Source organism: Nocardia sp., from assembly GCF_025465275.1.
GTDB lineage: Bacteria > Actinomycetota > Actinomycetes > Mycobacteriales > Mycobacteriaceae > Nocardia.
Map to the genome: position 1 here is coordinate 1 of NZ_JAODNK010000162.1, position 15,595 is coordinate 15,595.

At 64.8% G+C, this 15,595-nt stretch carries 15 protein-coding genes; all 15 read left to right on the forward strand.

Annotated features, from left to right (window positions below):
* Positions 1-15 precede the first annotated feature (15 nt).
* The 15 genes from rplK to JWN03_RS34595 all read left to right on the forward strand — a co-directional run bounded on the left by rplK (position 16) and on the right by JWN03_RS34595 (position 14,814).
* The gene (gene rplK, locus JWN03_RS34525) at positions 16-447 is read left to right on the forward strand and encodes a 50S ribosomal protein L11 (protein WP_297623920.1); all 432 of its coding nucleotides are present in this window, start codon (positions 16-18) and stop codon (positions 445-447) included.
* 79 nt (positions 448-526) lie between these two features.
* A complete protein-coding gene (gene rplA, locus JWN03_RS34530) occupies positions 527-1,237 on the forward strand; it encodes a 50S ribosomal protein L1 (RefSeq protein WP_297623923.1) in 711 nt (236 codons plus the stop codon).
* Positions 1,238-1,736: 499 nt separating this feature from the next.
* Entirely contained in the window at positions 1,737-2,306 is a 570-nt protein-coding gene (gene rplJ, locus JWN03_RS34535; protein ID WP_297623926.1) for a 50S ribosomal protein L10, read from the forward strand.
* Between the two features lie 64 nt (positions 2,307-2,370).
* Positions 2,371-2,745 (forward strand): 50S ribosomal protein L7/L12, encoded by a 375-nt coding sequence (gene rplL / locus JWN03_RS34540; protein WP_297623928.1) that lies wholly within the window; start codon positions 2,371-2,373, stop codon positions 2,743-2,745.
* A gap of 296 nt (positions 2,746-3,041) precedes the next feature.
* Positions 3,042-4,100: an ABC transporter ATP-binding protein gene (locus JWN03_RS34545; protein WP_297623931.1), complete on the forward strand. Its 1,059-nt coding sequence runs from the start codon at positions 3,042-3,044 to the stop codon at positions 4,098-4,100.
* Between the two features lie 97 nt (positions 4,101-4,197).
* Complete coding sequence (locus JWN03_RS34550; RefSeq protein ID WP_297623963.1) at positions 4,198-4,905, forward strand: MlaE family ABC transporter permease; 708 nt, start codon at positions 4,198-4,200, stop codon at positions 4,903-4,905.
* Between the two features lie 3 nt (positions 4,906-4,908).
* Positions 4,909-5,775 (forward strand): MlaE family ABC transporter permease, encoded by an 867-nt coding sequence (locus JWN03_RS34555; RefSeq protein ID WP_297623934.1) that lies wholly within the window; start codon positions 4,909-4,911, stop codon positions 5,773-5,775.
* Between the two features lie 70 nt (positions 5,776-5,845).
* On the forward strand, positions 5,846-7,201 hold the full coding sequence (locus JWN03_RS34560; RefSeq protein ID WP_297623937.1) for an MCE family protein: 1,356 nt from the start codon (positions 5,846-5,848) through the stop codon (positions 7,199-7,201).
* On the forward strand, positions 7,198-8,289 hold the full coding sequence (locus tag JWN03_RS34565) for an MCE family protein (RefSeq protein ID WP_297623940.1): 1,092 nt from the start codon (positions 7,198-7,200) through the stop codon (positions 8,287-8,289). The genes JWN03_RS34560 and JWN03_RS34565 overlap by 4 nt, the downstream gene beginning before the upstream one ends.
* Positions 8,289-9,296 (forward strand): MCE family protein, encoded by a 1,008-nt coding sequence (locus JWN03_RS34570; RefSeq protein ID WP_297623944.1) that lies wholly within the window; start codon positions 8,289-8,291, stop codon positions 9,294-9,296. Before JWN03_RS34565 ends, JWN03_RS34570 begins: the two co-directional genes overlap by 1 nt.
* Positions 9,297-9,298: 2 nt before the next feature.
* Positions 9,299-10,552, forward strand: coding sequence for an MCE family protein (locus JWN03_RS34575; RefSeq protein ID WP_297623947.1), 1,254 nt, complete (start codon positions 9,299-9,301; stop codon positions 10,550-10,552).
* Complete coding sequence (locus JWN03_RS34580) at positions 10,549-11,769, forward strand: MCE family protein (protein WP_297623950.1); 1,221 nt, start codon at positions 10,549-10,551, stop codon at positions 11,767-11,769. The genes JWN03_RS34575 and JWN03_RS34580 overlap by 4 nt, the downstream gene beginning before the upstream one ends.
* Positions 11,766-13,007 carry an MCE family protein gene (locus JWN03_RS34585; RefSeq protein WP_297623953.1) on the forward strand — a complete coding sequence of 414 codons (1,242 nt, stop codon included), beginning with the start codon at positions 11,766-11,768 and terminating at the stop codon, positions 13,005-13,007. The genes JWN03_RS34580 and JWN03_RS34585 overlap by 4 nt, the downstream gene beginning before the upstream one ends.
* A 139-nt stretch (positions 13,008-13,146) precedes the next feature.
* Positions 13,147-14,076 carry a hypothetical protein gene (locus JWN03_RS34590; RefSeq protein WP_297623957.1) on the forward strand — a complete coding sequence of 310 codons (930 nt, stop codon included), beginning with the start codon at positions 13,147-13,149 and terminating at the stop codon, positions 14,074-14,076.
* A 12-nt stretch (positions 14,077-14,088) separates the two neighbouring features.
* A complete protein-coding gene (locus tag JWN03_RS34595) occupies positions 14,089-14,814 on the forward strand; it encodes a hypothetical protein (protein WP_297623960.1) in 726 nt (241 codons plus the stop codon).
* The last annotated feature ends 781 nt before the right edge of the window (positions 14,815-15,595 follow it).

The following is a 15,595-nucleotide window of genomic DNA, read 5'->3' on the forward strand; positions in this document are numbered from 1 at the left end:
AACCAAGGAAGAAAGATGCCCCCGAAGAAGAAGAAGGTCTCTGGGCTTATCAAGCTCCAGATCAAGGCCGGTGCGGCCAATCCGGCTCCGCCCGTCGGCCCCGCGCTGGGTCAGCACGGCGTCAACATCATGGAATTCTGCAAGGCCTACAACGCGGCGACCGAGTCGCAGCGTGGCAGCATCATTCCGGTCGAGATCACGGTCTACGAAGACCGTACTTTCGATTTCAAGCTGAAGACGCCGCCTGCCTCGCAGCTGCTGCTCAAGGCTGCCGGTGTGCAGAAGGGCTCCGCTGAGCCGCATCGCCTGAAGGTTGCGACGGTCACTCAGGACCAACTCCGTGAGATCGCGAAGACCAAGGCCGAGGATCTGAACGCCAACGATATCGAGCAGGCCGCGAAGATCATCGCCGGTACCGCTCGCTCGATGGGTATCACCGTCGTCTAAGTAGCCCGCGGGCTGCATTCCGTGGGAGGGCCGGCCAGGCCCGGAAACCACGTCTGAACCAGGACAAGGACAGAACAACATGGCAAAACGAAGCAAGGCTTATCTCGAGGCGGCCGCCAAGGTCGACCGCGACGCGCTGTACCTCCCGCTGGCCGCCGTGCGGCTCGCGAAGGACACCGCCACCACCAAGACCGACGCGACCGTCGAGGTCGCCGTCCGTCTGGGCGTCGATCCCCGTAAGGCCGATCAGATGGTCCGCGGCACGGTCAACCTGCCGCACGGCACCGGTAAGACCGCCCGCGTCATCGTGTTCGCCGTCGGCGACAAGGCCGCCGAGGCCGAGGCCGCCGGTGCGGACGCCGTGGGCGCCGAGGACCTGATCGAGCGCATCCAGGGCGGCTGGCTGGACTTCGACGCCGCCATCGCCACCCCGGATCAGATGGCCAAGGTCGGTCGTATCGCTCGCGTGCTGGGCCCGCGTGGCCTGATGCCGAACCCGAAGACCGGCACCGTCACCCCCGATGTGGCGAAGGCTGTCAACGAGATCAAGGGCGGCAAGATCAACTTCCGCGTCGACAAGCAGGCCAACCTGCACTTCGTCATCGGCAAGGCGTCCTTCGACGACAAGAAGCTGGCGGAGAACTACGGCGCCGCGCTCGACGAGATCCTGCGCGTCAAGCCCTCCACTGCGAAGGGCCGCTACCTCAAGAAGGTGACGTTCTCGACGAACACCGGACCGGGCATCCCGGTGGACCCGAACCGCACCCGCAACTTCGCCGAAGAGGATTGAGCTCCGCCGCCTCCCCGGAACTTTGGCGCACGGCTGAGAGCCGTGGGGACTCATGCACGCGTGGGGGCGGTTAGGTGAGGGAACAATTCTGGGGGTACCCCAGGAGTTACCCCGATCCTTGCGAAATACCAAGGGCCGCTACAGGGAAACCTGTAGCGGCCCTTCGCTTTTGGATGTTGTTGCAGGTCACAGGGGTGTCGATTTGGGTAACGTTACCCAACCTGGTAGCCTGGTCCACGGTCGCCGACTTGTTCGGGGATCACCCAATCGTTCTACCGAAGACCGTTGGTTGCTGCCGTGAGGCAGTCGAAGGTCCAGCGTTATTGCTGGCGGCCCACGCAGGGAGAGCCGAGGTTGGGAAACCACTGCGAGTTCGCTCGCGCTGTGTTTCTTTTACGCCCCGGGACCTCTGCGTCCGCGGGGCGTTTGCTTTTTCGCTGGCCCCTGGCGCAAATCGGTAGTTCATATATGAACCGACCATCCAGAGAGGAGGCGAAGTATGGCAAACCCCGAGAAGGTCACCGCGGTAGCGGAGATCACGGAGCAGTTCAAGACCTCGACGGCCACTGTTGTCACGGAATACCGTGGCCTGTCGGTCAGCAAGATCACCGAGCTGCGTCGTGCGCTCGGCGCGGGCACCACTTACTCCGTCGCCAAGAACACCCTGGTCAAGCGTGCCGCCGCTGAGGCGGGCATCGAAGGCCTGGATGACTTGTTCGTCGGTCCGACCGCCATCACCTTCATCAAGGGTGAGCCGGTCGATGCCGCGAAGGCGCTCAAGGCTTTCGCCAAGGACAACAAGGCGCTGATCATCAAGGGCGGCTACATGGACGGCGTTGCGCTGTCCGTGGCCGAAGTTGAGCGGATCGCCGACCTGGAGTCCCGCGAGGTCCTGCTGGCCAAGCTGGCCGGCGCCATGAAGGGCAACCTGTCGAAGGCTGCGGCTCTGTTCGCCGCCCCCGGCAACCAGGTTGCTCGTCTGTTCGCGGCCCTCGAGGAGAAGAAGGCGAACGAGGGTGGCGCTGCCGCCGCTCCGGTTGCCGACGCTCCCGCGGCCGACGCTGAATAAGTCACTACCCCAAAGCTATTCGTTGCCGCTCACGCGGCGATGAACACCATCGAAAGGAACCACCATGGCTAACGTCGAAGAGCTGCTCGAAACCTTCAGTGGCATGACCCTGCTCGAGCTCTCCGAGTTCGTGAAGGCGTTCGAGGACAAGTTCGAGGTCACCGCTGCCGCTCCGGTCGCCGTCGCCGCCGCGGGCGCTGCCCCGGTCGAGGCCGCCGAAGAGCAGGACGAGTTCGATGTCATCATCGAGTCGGCCGGCGACAAGAAGATCCAGGTCATCAAGGTCGTTCGCGAGATCGTCTCCGGCCTGGGCCTGAAGGAAGCCAAGGACCTCGTCGAGAGCGCTCCGAAGGCCATCCTGGAGAAGGTCAACAAGGACGCGGCCGAGGCTGCCAAGGCCAAGCTCGAAGAGGCCGGCGCCAAGATCTCCGTCAAGTAAGAATTCCCAACTCTCGGGACTCTCAGGGGCTTCGCCCCTGAAACCCCAGGAGCGGTCGGGGGCATTGCCTCCGTCCCGGTCTTACTGCGAAAGAGCGGTCCCCTGTGGGGGCCGCTCTTTTGTATGTCGTTACTTGTGATTGACTCGTTATTGTCTCTACTGGCGAGTCAGGACCGGTGTCCGAGACGGACACTATGCGATACAGTGACCGGACCTACTGTGATGCGCCACACCGCGCACGTATATTCGTGAGTCGCCGCAGTAGGGCGCTCGTTCTGAGAATTGTGGAGGTTGGCGTGGGCGTCGAGGTCAGGACCGAAGGCATCACGAAGTCATTCGGTTCGCAACGTATTTGGCAGGACGTCTCACTGACGCTGCCGACGGGGGAAGTCAGCGCGTTGCTCGGCCCCTCGGGTACCGGTAAGTCGGTCTTTCTGAAGTCTCTGATCGGTTTGCTGCGCCCTGAGCGCGGCTCCATCTACATCGATGGCACCGATATCACCACCTGCTCCAACAAGGAGCTGTACGAGATTCGCAAGCTGTTCGGTGTCCTGTTCCAGGACGGCGCGCTCTTCGGCTCGATGAATCTGTATGACAACGTGGCTTTCCCGCTGCGTGAGCACACCAAGAAGAGCGAATCCGACATCAAAAAAGTTGTCATGGAGAAGCTCGAGCTGACGGGCCTGCTCGGCGCGGAAGGCAAACTGCCGGGCGAGATCTCGGGTGGTATGCGCAAGCGTGCCGGCCTGGCTCGCGCGCTGGTGCTCGACCCGCAGATCATCCTGGTCGACGAGCCGGACTCCGGTCTGGACCCGGTGCGTACCACCTATCTGTCGCAGCTGCTCATCGATATCAATGCGCAGATCGACGCGACGATTCTGATCGTCACGCACAACATCAACCTGGCTCGCATCGTGCCCGACAATATCGGCATGCTGTTCCGCCGGCAGCTGGTCATGTTCGGCCCGCGCGAGGTGCTGCTCACCTCGGACGAGCCGGTGGTGAAGCAGTTCCTCAACGGCCGCATGATCGGTCCGATCGGCATGTCCGAGGAGAAGGACGAGTCGCAGATGGCCCGCGAGCAGGCCATGGTCGACGCCGGTCACCACGCGGGCGGCACCGAGGAAGTCGAGGGCATCATCCCGCAGATGCGGGCGCAGCCGGGTATGCCGGTGCGCCAGGCGGTGGCCCGTCGTCGCGAGCGGGTGCGCCAGATTCTGCACACCCTGCCGCCCTCCGCGCAGGAGGCGATCCGGAACTCTCTGGAGCAGGACGGTGACGCCGACACGCAGGTGATGCCCGCGTATCAGGGTGCGTTCGACACCACAGCTCGACACAACGTGACTAACGGGTAACATACCGCCCGTGAATCAAACCCTGACACGGCTGCGCACCCCGGTCGAGTCGGGTCTTGCGCAGGCCGGCAACATTTTTGCGCTTCTTCTGGACGTTATGCGCAAGACGTTCCGCCGGCCGTTCCAGGTGCGGGAGTTCATCGAGCAGTCGTGGTTCATCGCGTCTGTCTCGATCCTCCCCGCCGCACTGGTCGCGATTCCCTTCGGCGCTGTAGTCGCACTGCAGACCGGCTCACTCATCAAGCAGCTCGGCGCGGAGTCCTTCACCGGCGCCACCAGCGTGCTCGCAACGGTCCAGCAAGCCGCCCCGGTGGTGACCGCCCTGATCATCGCGGGCGCCGCCGGTTCGGCCGTGGCCGCCGATCTCGGCTCGCGCACCATTCGCGAGGAGATCGACGCCATGGAGGTCCTCGGCATCGATCCCATTCAGCGCCTTGTGGTTCCGCGTGTGCTCGGCATGATGCTGGTCGCGCTGCTGATGAACGGCTTGGTCGCGGTGGTCGGCATCTGCGGCGGTTACTTCTTCAATGTGGGCCTGCAGGGCGGTACGCCCGGCGCCTATCTGGCTTCGTTCTCCGCGCTGGCGCAGCTCCCGGACCTCTGGATCGGTGAGATCAAGGCCCTGATCTTCGGACTCGTCGCGGGCGTCATCGCCGCGTACAAGGGTTTGCATCCCAAGGGTGGCCCGAAAGGTGTAGGTGACGCGGTGAACCAGTCCGTGGTGATCACGTTCCTGGTGTTGTTCTTCCTGAACTTGGTGCTGACCCTGATTTATCTTCAGGTCGTCCCGGCCAAGGGCGCGTGATCCATGGTCGTTTCCACGCGCTCCACCGTTTTCTCCCGGTCGGCGCGCCGGGTGACCGGTGTGCTCAAAGCGCCGGTGAACCTGGTCGACCGGGCCGGCGATCAGATGTCCTTCTACGCGAGAGCGATCGCGTGGATCCCGAGAACCGTTGTGCACTACCGCAAGGAGGTCATGCGGCTGCTGGCCGAGGTGACCTTCGGTTCGGGTGCGCTGGCGGTCATCGGCGGCACCATCGGCGTCATCGTCTTCATGTCCGCCTCGGTGGGTGTGGTGGTCGGCCTGCAGGGCTTCAAGGCTCTCGACTCGCTCGGCAGTGGTGTGCTCACCGGCTTCCTGACCGGCTACATCAATACGCGTGAACTCGCGCCCCTGGTTGCGGCGCTGGCACTCTCGGCAACGGTCGGTTGTGGTTTCACCGCGCAGCTGGGCGCCATGCGCATCTCCGAGGAGATCGACGCGCTCGAGGTGATGGCGGTGCCGGGTGTGCCGTTCCTGGTCACCACGCGCGTAATCGCGGGCTTCGTGGCGGTTATCCCGCTGTACATCGTCGGCCTGCTCGGCACGTATGTGGCCTCGCGGTTGATCAGCATCTATTTCAACGGGCAATCGAGTGGATCGTATGACCACTACTTCAGCCTGTTCCTGCCACCCGAAGACGTCATCTATTCGTTCCTGAAGGTGCTCGTCTTCGCGTTCGTCATCATCCTGGTGCACTGCTACTACGGCTTCAATGCCACCGGCGGTCCGGCGGGTGTCGGTGTGGCCGTGGGCCGCGCGGTGCGTGCCGCGATCGTGCTGATCAATGTGCTCGATTTCTTCCTCAGCCTTGCGATTTGGGGCACGACCACGACGGTGCGGGTGGCGGGATGAGCGGTCAGCGCCCGGAGGCGGCAGCTTGCGTAACCACGCAGGGCGCCCGCTCATCCCGGATGGAGACAGCATGAGCAATCCGCAGCGGGTGGAGTTCTGGCGCTCGACGGAGAAGCTGCGCTCCCGCACCCTGGGTGTGCTGTTCTTCGTCGTGGTGGCGCTGTTCCTGTGGACCACCATCGCCATCTACAACAAGCAGTTCGTCGAGACGGTGCGGGTGAATCTGCTGACCGATACCGTCGGAAACGCCTTGACCCGCAATGCGGATGTGAAGGTGCGCGGCGTCCTGGTCGGCGAGGTGCGCTCCAGCTCCTACGACGGGCATCAGGTCAAACTGGACCTGGCCATCGATCCGGCGAAGGCCGACAAGATTCCGGCCAATGTGACCGCGCGGCTGCTCCCGAAGACGCTTTTCGGTGAGCGCTACGTCGATCTGATGTGGCCGGAGCAGCCCGACAGTCAGCACCTGACCGCCGGTATGACCCTGCACCAGGACACCAGCGGTCACGCCATCGAGGTGAGCCAGCTGCTGGATCATCTGCTGCCGCTGCTGCAAGCCGTTCCGCCGCAGTACCTCTCGTCCACGCTGGGCGCGGTCTCGCAGGCGCTGCAGGGCCAAGGCGAGGAGCTGGGCAAGACCATCGATCGTCTCGATGACATCTTCACCCAGGTCAATACCGAACTGCCCACGCTGCAGCAGGATCTGAAGAGCTTCGCCGATGTGGCTACCGTCTACTCCGATGCGGCCCCGCAGCTGGTGGACGCGCTGGACAATCTGCGCACCACCAATGCGACCATCGTGCAGAAGCGTTCGCAGATCGACACCTTGCTCGCGACGCTGACCCCGAGCTCGTCGGCGCTGGCCGACTTCCTGGTGGCCAACCGCGACAACATCATCGATGTGGCGGCCGATTCGCGGCCCGCCCTCGAGGCGCTCGCGAAGTACTCGCCCGGCTACACCTGCGCACTGAAGAACTTCGCGCAGATGAAGCCGCGCATCGACGACATCTTCGGTAAGGGCACCGACCTGCCGGGTTCGCGCGTGACGATCGAGATCGTCAACGATCGCGGCCGCTATGTCCCCAATCAGGACGAGCCGCGCTGGTTCGATCCCCGTGGCGCACTGTGCATTCCGGAGTACCCGCTGGGTACGGACCCGGGCCAGTACACCGACGGTTCCGCGAACGACGGCTCCTACCAGCCGCCGAGTCGCACCCCGGGTGACCAGGGCATCGGCATCATGCCCGCGCCGCAGTACAAGGTGTTCGGCCCGCAGACGCCGACCACTGCCGGATCTCCGCAGGAGCAGCAGACGCTGAACACGATCTACGGTGCCGCCCAGGGTGTTTCGCCGGACCAGGTGCCCGGCTGGATTTCCCGCATCGCGGCCCCGGCCTTCCGCGGCAGTGAGGTGGCGATCCGATGAGGGATACCCTGCGCGGCCTCGGCGGGACGCTGACGAAACTGGTGGTCTTCATCGTGGTGACGGTGCTGGCCACCGGCATCCTGGCGCTGACCATCGCCAACTACAGCGGCGGCGGCACCAAGTTCAATGCCCGCTTCACCGATGTGACCTCCCTGAACAAGGGTGACGAGATTCGGATCGCCGGTGTGCGCGTCGGCAAGGTCACCAATGTGACGATCGTGGACAAGCGGCTGGCGAACGTGGAGTTCGAGCTGACCGATCGCTCGTCGCTGCCGGCCTCCACCACCGCGGCCATCAAGTACCGGAACCTGGTGGGGCAGCGCTACATCGCGCTGGAGCAGGGCACCGGCGAGCAGGGGCGCAAGATCAACAAGGGCGCCACCATCCCGCTGGAGCGCACCAAGCCGGCGCTGAATCTGACCGAGCTGTTCAACGGCTTCCGGCCGCTGTTCCAGACGCTCACCGCCGATGATGTGAACAAGCTGTCCTACAACATCATTCAGGTCTTCCAGGGCGAGAAGGGGACGATCAGGGATCTGGTCTCCACTACCGCCTCGCTCACCAACAAGATCGCCGACAAGGATGCGGTCATCGGTGCGGTGGTCAAGAACCTGAATGCCGTGCTGGACGCCGTCAATCAGCACGACGGCCAGCTGGACGCGCTGATCGTCAATACCGAGGCGCTGGTCACCGGCCTCAATGCCGATCGCGGCACCATCGGCTCGGCCATCAGCTCGCTCGGCAATCTGGCGGAGGCCACCTCCGACCTGCTGGTGCCGGTGCGGCCGAATCTGCAGGGCGCCATCGCGGGCCTGAACCAGTTGACCGGCACGCTGAACAGCCGGTCCGACGAGGTCAACGAGGGTCTGGCCAATCTGCCCATCAAGATGGACAAGCTGGGCCGGGCCGCCAGTTACGGCTCCTGGTTCCAGTTCTACCTCTGCGGGATCGATATCGTCGCGGGACCGGGCACGGCCGATGCGCCGCAGCTCAATCTGCCCCCGGCGATTACCGGTTTGCCGACGGTCAATCAGCCGATCTACACGAATCCGGCTCCGCGCTGCCACGGGAAGGGCGGGGATCGCTGATGGACGATCGGGCAGTACTCGGTAAACGCAGTCCGGCGTTCATGGGCGGATTGGGCCTGCTCCTGGTGCTTTTGGTGACGGTGGCCGCATTCGGCCTCGACAAACTGCCGATTCTGGCGGCCGGCACCAAATACAGCGCCGAATTCTCCGAGGCCGCCGGCCTGCGCAAGGGTGATGAGGTGCGTATCGCCGGCGTGAAGGTCGGTCAGGTGCAGGATGTCGGCCTGGAGGGCGACAAGGTGCTGGTGGAATTCCGCACCCAGGATGCGTGGATCGGCGACGAGACCACCGCATCCATCCAGATCAAGACGCTGCTCGGGCAGAAGTACCTGTCGCTGGATCCCAAGGGTTCCGGCGCCGCCGATCCGGGCAAGACGATTCCCTTGGCGCGCACGGTGTCTCCGTACGACGTGGTGGATGCTTTCAGTGATGCCGCCTCCGATATCGAGAACACCGATACCGCGCAGCTGGCCCAGAGTTTCCGGGTGCTGTCGGATGCCTTCTCGGAAACGCCTGGGGATATTCGCGGCTCCATCGACGGCGTCGCGCGCCTGTCGGAGTCGCTGGCCAAGCGTGACGATCAGCTGAAGAAGCTGTTCGGCGCGACCAAGAAGACCTCCCAGGTGCTGGCCGATCGCAATGCCGAATTCGAGCGGTTGATCGGCAATGGCGGGCAGTTGCTCGCCGAGTTGAATGTGCGTCAGCAGTCCATCGCGCAATTGCTCACCGGTGCGAAAACCATTGCGGCCGAACTGACAGCGCTGGTGCACGACAACGAGGAGCAGATCGGCCCGGCGCTGACGAATCTCAAAAAGACGATCGACATGCTCAATGCCAACCAGGCGAACATCTCCAAGACGCTCACCCTGGCCGCCCCGTTCTACGGCTTGTACGCGAACGTGCTGGGCACCGGCCGCTGGTTCGACGCGGTGATCACCAACCTGATTCCGCCCGCCCTGCCCGATATTCCGGGCGACCGTCCGCCGATCCGAAAGATGGGAGGCTAGCAATGGCGAATCCGCTGAAGTCTCTGGCTGCGACCAGCACCAAGAGCAAGATCATCGCCGGAGTGGCCGTCGCGGCGGTCCTGCTGGCCGGCGTGGCGTGGTGGGGGATCGACAAGCTCAACACCACCACCATCACCGCGTACTTCGACAAGTCCGTCGGCATCTACGAGGGGTCGGACGTCCGCATCCTCGGCGTGCCGGTGGGTTCGGTCGATTCGGTGACGCCGGAGGGCGAGCAGGTCAAGGTCGTCATGTCGGTGGACCGCAAGTACGACGTCCCCGCCGAGGCCAAGGCCGCGCAGATCACGCCGTCGGTCGTCTCGGACCGGTACATCCAGCTCGCGCCCGCCTACAAGAGCGGTCCGAAGATGGGGCGCAATGCCACCATCCCGAAGGACCGCACCGCCACCCCGGTGGAGGTGGACCGGCTCTACAAGAGCATCACCCAGCTCTCGGATGCCTTGGGCCCCAACGGCGCCAACAAGGACGGCGCGGTGAACGATCTGGCCCGCACCGCCTCGCAGAACCTCGCGGGCAATGGTGACGCGCTCGGCAACAGCTTCACGCAGCTGTCCAAAGCCGCTGCCACCCTGTCGGATTCGCGCACGGACATCTTCGACACCGTGAAGAATCTGCAGAAGTTCGTGCAGATGCTGGCCGACAACGACTCGCAGGTGCGGACTTTCAATACGCAGCTGTCCTCGCTGGCCGGATTCCTGTCCGACGAGCGCCGCGATCTCGGTGACGCGCTGAATCTGCTGTCGGTCGCGCTCGGTGATGTGGCCCGGTTCATCGACAACAATCGAGAACTGGTGCAGAACAACGCGGATGCGCTGACCTCGCTGACCAAGACCCTCGCCGATCAGCGCGACGATCTGGCGAAGGCGCTGCCGCTCATTCCGACCGCGCTGAGCAACCTGATCAATGTGCACAACGGTGAGACCGGCACGCTCGATATGCGGCCCAACTTCACCGATCTGCAGAACCCGTTCGGGACCATCTGCAAGCTGCTGGATCTGGGCAAGCTGCGGCCGGGCGATCCGAAGTTCGACGCCATCTCGCAGCAGCTCAAGCCGATTCTCGACAATTGCGGCATCATCACCGATCAGCTCGCGGCGGGTGTCAAGACGCCGTCGCTGATCCTGCCGTTCGGCATCCTCAGCGGTGACAACGAGCAGCGCAATGTGGCGCCCGGAACCGTCCCCGGTGTCCCGTCCGATCAGCAGCCGCCGTCGCAGGGAGGTGGACAGCGATGAAAGCCTCTCGAATCGGTGTGCTGGCCACGAGCATCGGCGCGGTGACGCTGCTGGTGAGCGGTTGTGGCACCGGCGTGTACGGCGTGCCGCTGCCCGGTGGCGCCAGTGTGGGCGATCACCCCATGCACCTGGATATCCGCTTCTCCGATGTGCTGGATCTGGTGCCGCAGTCGAGCGTCAAGGTCGACGGTGTGGCCGTGGGCCGGGTGGACAAGATCGAACTCGCGCCGGACGGCTGGACCGCCAGCATCAAGGCCGTGGTCAATTCCTCCGTGAACCTGCCCCTCAATGCCCGGGCCGAGGTGAAGCAGACCAATCTGCTCGGTGAGAAGTTCATCGAATTGTCCGCACCGGCAACCGCTCCCGACGCCGAACGGCTGAAGGACGGCTCGACCATCAAGGTCGAGAACACCCGCACGGCCACCGAGGTCGAGCAGGTGCTCGGCGCACTCTCGCTGCTGCTCAACGGCGGTGGCGTGGCGCAGCTGCAGCCCATCGTCTCGGAGCTGAACAAGGCGCTCGACGGCCGCGACAACAAGGTGCGCTCGCTGCTCGAGCAGGCGAACACACTGATCAGCGGCCTCAACGATCAGGTCGACGACATCACCCGCGCGCTGGACAAGCTCGACACCCTCAGCACCCGGGTCGGCGCCCAGACCGAGCAGATCAGCAAGGTCCTCGACGAACTGCCGCAGGGCATCAAGATCCTGAACGAGCAACGGCCGCAACTGATTCAGTTGCTCGGTCAGCTGGATCGGGTGGGCCAGGCCGGATTCGACGTGCTCGATCACTCCAAGGACAACCTGATCCAGGACCTCAGCTCGCTGCGGCCCACCTTGCAGGCGCTCGGTGCGTCCGCGGACGATCTGGTGACCGCCTTCCCGCTCATCCCGACCTATCCGTTCCCGGACGAGGCCATCAAGTCCTCCTTCGGCGGTCAGGTCAACACCTTCCTGTCGGTCGATCTCCAGGTCGGCACGCTGCTGTCGAATCTCGGTGTGGGCAAACCGGATCCGGTGTACCTGCCGCCGAACGGCCGGCAGGTGAACGTCGATCCGACCAACCCGTACTACAACGGCAACGGCCCGCGCGGCGGCTGGCCCACCATCTCGCTGCTGCCGCTGCCGCCCACCGTGGCGCGTCCCACGGACCAGCCCGGACCGACCGATCCGCTGGGATCGATCCTGCAACAGCTGGGAGTGGGTGGTCCGCGATGAGCCGTCTGGTACGCAACCAGCTGATTCTGTTCGTGATCATCGCGGTACTGGGCGTCAGCTTCGTCGGCGCCAAGTACGTGCGACTGAACAATCTGCTCGGCTTCGGCCTCTACAAGGTCACCCTGCAGATGCCGGAGACCGGCAACCTGTCCAAGGGCGCCGAGGTCTCCTACCGGGGTGTGCCCGTCGGCCGGGTCGGCAATCTCGACATCACGCCCGACGGTGTGGTGGTCACGCTCGAAATGGATTCCGGTAAGCCGAAGGTGCCCGCGAGCGCCAAGGCCGTGGTCGCCGACCGCTCCGCCATCGGCGAGCAGTACGTGGACCTGCAGCCGACCAGCAATGGTTCGCCGTATCTGAAGGACGGTTCGGTCATCGTCGGCGCGACGCTGCCCATTCACGTCGAGGACCTGCTCGCCAGCGTCGACAACTTCGCGAAGACCACCGATCTGGCGGCGCTCAGCACCACCGTGACGGAACTGGGCAAGGCGTTCGACGGCAAGGGAAATGATCTGCGGGTGCTGATCGACTCGCTCAACAAGTTCACCGCCACCGGCGTGGAATCACTGCCGCAGACCCTCGCCCTGATCCGGGATGCCCGCAGCGTGCTGGCCACCCAGGCCGAGCAGGGTCCGGCCATCCTGAACTTCAGTGACGGCCTGGACAAGCTCACCGCACAGCTCAAATCCAGTGATCCGGATATTCGCCGGCTCATCGGCACCGGCACCGATGCGGGCAGCCAGATCTCCAGTCTGCTCAAGGAGAGCGGTCCCGCGCTCACCCAGGACCTCACCAATCTGCGCACACTGCTGGTGGCCATCTCGCCGAAGTTCTACGCGCTCGGCCCGGTGCTGCAGATGCTGCCGCTGCTCTCGATCGGAGCTTCGGCGACGGCTCCCGGTGACGGCACCACCCACTTCGGCCTGGTGCTGGAAACCAACAACCCGTCCGCCTGTACCGTCGGCTACGAGGGCACCCAGGCGATCATCGACCAGATGAAGGCGCAGAACCCCAAGTTCGACGACACCCGCGACGACTTCCCGTTCAACACCGACGCGAAATGCACTGCGCCCCAAGGCAGTGACACCGCGGTGCGCGGCGGGGCGCGGGCCGAACTGGCCGATCCGAGTGTGGCGCAGCCGTGGGACGACAAGCCCAAGACCGACCCGGAGAAGCTCAATCTGAACCCCGTCGCGACCCAGCTGGCCACCCTGATGGGCGTGACACCCAAGCGATGACGCGCACGGCCGGAATCCGGCCTGGCGCGGCGCCGAGCACGGAAACGAGCACCACCGAAGCCCCGGTGGCGCTCGTCCGAAGCGTGGTAATGCGCACAGCCGACGTGGTTCGGCGCGGAGAGGAAAGTATGGTGTCGGCGTGAGCCAGCAAAAGGACAGCAACCAGGGGGTCGATCTCGACAAGCCGACCGACGTGTCGGCCGACGAGGGCCACCCGGAGTCGAGCTCCGATGCTGGCGGGACGCCCGAGACCGCTGTTTCCGGCGAGTCCGGCACCGTCACCGAAACGAAGTCCGACGCCGCCGCGGATGATTCCGAGGCTGTCGGCGAGTCCGATACCGAGGTCATCGCGACGGACGGGTCCGACACCGAGGTCATCGATTCCGACGCTGTGACTACCGTATCCGGTAAGCCGGGCGGCCGCGGCGCTACCGCTGAATCCGATTCTGCCGCAGGCGAATCCGAGGCGGCCGCTGGTTTCGACACCCGCAAGGCCGTCACCCTGAGTTCGATCGCGCTGCTGGTGGTCGCCGCTGTCGCCGCCGCCTGGTTCGGCGGCACCTGGATCGTGGGTGGCTATATGCACGACCGGCCGCGCGCCGAGGCCCGCGATGCCGCGCTCACCGATGCCCGGCAGGCCGCGATGAACCTCATGTCGTTCAATCCCGACGATGTCGACGGTTCGCTGAAGAACATGATCTCCTCCACCACCGGTGATCTGCACGATGAGCAGACCAAGGATCTGGATTCGCTCAAGCAGCAGGTCACCGATGCCAAGACCCGCATGGAGTCGACCGTCGAGGGCTCCTCGCTCACCTCGCTGAACTCCGAGCGCGATCACGCCGGCGCCTTCGTGGTCCTCAAGATCACCCGCAGCTGGCCCGGCACGCAGCCCGCGACCTTCCTGCAGTCCTGGACGCTGGACATGGTGAAGGTGGGTGACACCTGGAAGGCGGAGAAGGCGCAGAACCTCGGCGAACCCGTGCAGCTGAACTCCGGCCAGCCCGCCGCCGCCCCGCCGTCCACCACCGCGCCGCAGCCGTCCACGCCGCCGCAGCCGGGCAACTAGGAGATCGCGATCATGGCCAACAAACGCCCCGTCAATCGCGTCAGCCCGAAGCGCCGCCCGGCCGCCCAGCGCAGCTCCGGCACCCGCACCACCGCCGCTGACGTCCGCAGCACCGAAACCCCGCGTGGCAGTAGCACTTCCGCGCGTACCCGCGGCGACCGGACGCGCTCCGGCGCGGCCCAGCGCGGTCCCAGCCTGTCGAAGACCCCGCCCGCGAAGCCCCAGCGCGGACCGGGCGAATTCTGGCGTACCTGGCGCACCGCCATCCTGTGCGGGGGTGTGGCGGTGCTGCTCGCGGCCGTCGCCGTCGTGGGTGCGCTGCGTCCCGGTGTGGACGACGGCAATCATGCCTTCGTCGACAACAAGACCACCGATGAGGTGAAGGCCGCGGGCGCGCACGCCCTGGCCACGATCTACGGCTACAACGCCAAGGACATCGACAAGTTCCGCGCTACCGCCCGCACGGTCCTGACCGGCAAGATGCTGGCAGAGTTCGACAAGGACAAGGGCGTCGACACCGGTATCGACGCGATCAAGCAGACCCAGACCGATACCAAGGCCACCACCGACCCGATCGGTGTGACCCTGCTCTCCGGCGACCGGGCGGAACTGCTGGTCAACCTCAATATCACCGCCACCAAGGACGGTAAGCCGCAGCCGCTGGCCTCCGGTCCGGTCGTGCTGCGTATGCAGAAGGTCGACGGCCACTGGCTGGCCTCGGAGATCGCCGACAAATAAGCGGTGTTCAACGTGCCTCGTGTCGCTTTGAGCGGGGCCGCTCCCCGTCGAGGCGCACACCCCAAGTTCGTGGCCCGTCTCGTTCTGGACTGAGTGGAGCGGGGGAGCGAAGCGGAGGAGCGGAGGGAGGGAAGAACGAGACTCCCAGGGCCGCGAACCCGCCGGAGCGAAGCGGAGGCAGAAAATGCCGCTGATCTTGTGGCGTGGCAGGCGAACTCGGGGTTTGTCAACTTCTCGCGCCACTTGACGAGTTTCGTCCGACCCGTCACGCTATTCACAACAGCGGCGGCTGTCACAGGGGAACCAGACGCCGACTAGGCCCTCGAGGAACGCAGCCAGCGGGAAGCGAAGCCAGTCGGCAGACGGCGTGACAGCGTCGCTGAGCGGTACCCGATCTCACCGCCGTGCGGTGCTGGATCGGCCGCTGTGCGGTGACCTGGCTCACCGCAGGGCGGTGTGGTTACCGCCACGACACGCTTCGGCGCGTTAGCCCTCCGGGGTTCACCACGGGTGGTACTTTGACACCCCCGTAGGTTTGGGTGTAGTTTTGGACGTTGCGCTGGCTGCCTCCTGTCCATACCTTGATCGCATCGTCGAAAGTTCCACCTTCCGGTGTTACTTCCGTTGTCTGCTGTTCGGGTTTCGTTCGGGTGCTACCAGCGGAATTCGTAGCAGACAAGCGACGGTCGCGGACCACCACGCGACGCGCGTGAGGTGCTGGAAGGACGCATCTTGGCAGTCTCCACCCAGACCAAGGCCGGTATTCCCGGAGCCCCGAAGC

What these genes read in the sequence shown, in the direction of transcription:
- JWN03_RS34565 (WP_297623940.1), top strand. Translation starts at nt 7,198, where the DNA reads ATGAGGGATACCCTGCGCGGCCTCGGCGGGACGCTGACGAAACTGGTG.
- JWN03_RS34560 (WP_297623937.1), top strand. Translation starts at nt 5,846, where the DNA reads ATGAGCAATCCGCAGCGGGTGGAGTTCTGGCGCTCGACGGAGAAGCTG.
- rplK (WP_297623920.1), top strand. Translation starts at nt 16, where the DNA reads ATGCCCCCGAAGAAGAAGAAGGTCTCTGGGCTTATCAAGCTCCAGATC.
- JWN03_RS34585 (WP_297623953.1), top strand. Translation starts at nt 11,766, where the DNA reads ATGAGCCGTCTGGTACGCAACCAGCTGATTCTGTTCGTGATCATCGCG.
- rplJ (WP_297623926.1), top strand. Translation starts at nt 1,737, where the DNA reads ATGGCAAACCCCGAGAAGGTCACCGCGGTAGCGGAGATCACGGAGCAG.
- JWN03_RS34575 (WP_297623947.1), top strand. Translation starts at nt 9,299, where the DNA reads ATGGCGAATCCGCTGAAGTCTCTGGCTGCGACCAGCACCAAGAGCAAG.
- JWN03_RS34555 (WP_297623934.1), top strand. Translation starts at nt 4,909, where the DNA reads ATGGTCGTTTCCACGCGCTCCACCGTTTTCTCCCGGTCGGCGCGCCGG.
- JWN03_RS34570 (WP_297623944.1), top strand. Translation starts at nt 8,289, where the DNA reads ATGGACGATCGGGCAGTACTCGGTAAACGCAGTCCGGCGTTCATGGGC.
- rplA (WP_297623923.1), top strand. Translation starts at nt 527, where the DNA reads ATGGCAAAACGAAGCAAGGCTTATCTCGAGGCGGCCGCCAAGGTCGAC.
- JWN03_RS34550 (WP_297623963.1), top strand. Translation starts at nt 4,198, where the DNA reads ATGCGCAAGACGTTCCGCCGGCCGTTCCAGGTGCGGGAGTTCATCGAG.
- rplL (WP_297623928.1), top strand. Translation starts at nt 2,371, where the DNA reads ATGGCTAACGTCGAAGAGCTGCTCGAAACCTTCAGTGGCATGACCCTG.
- JWN03_RS34580 (WP_297623950.1), top strand. Translation starts at nt 10,549, where the DNA reads ATGAAAGCCTCTCGAATCGGTGTGCTGGCCACGAGCATCGGCGCGGTG.
- JWN03_RS34595 (WP_297623960.1), top strand. Translation starts at nt 14,089, where the DNA reads ATGGCCAACAAACGCCCCGTCAATCGCGTCAGCCCGAAGCGCCGCCCG.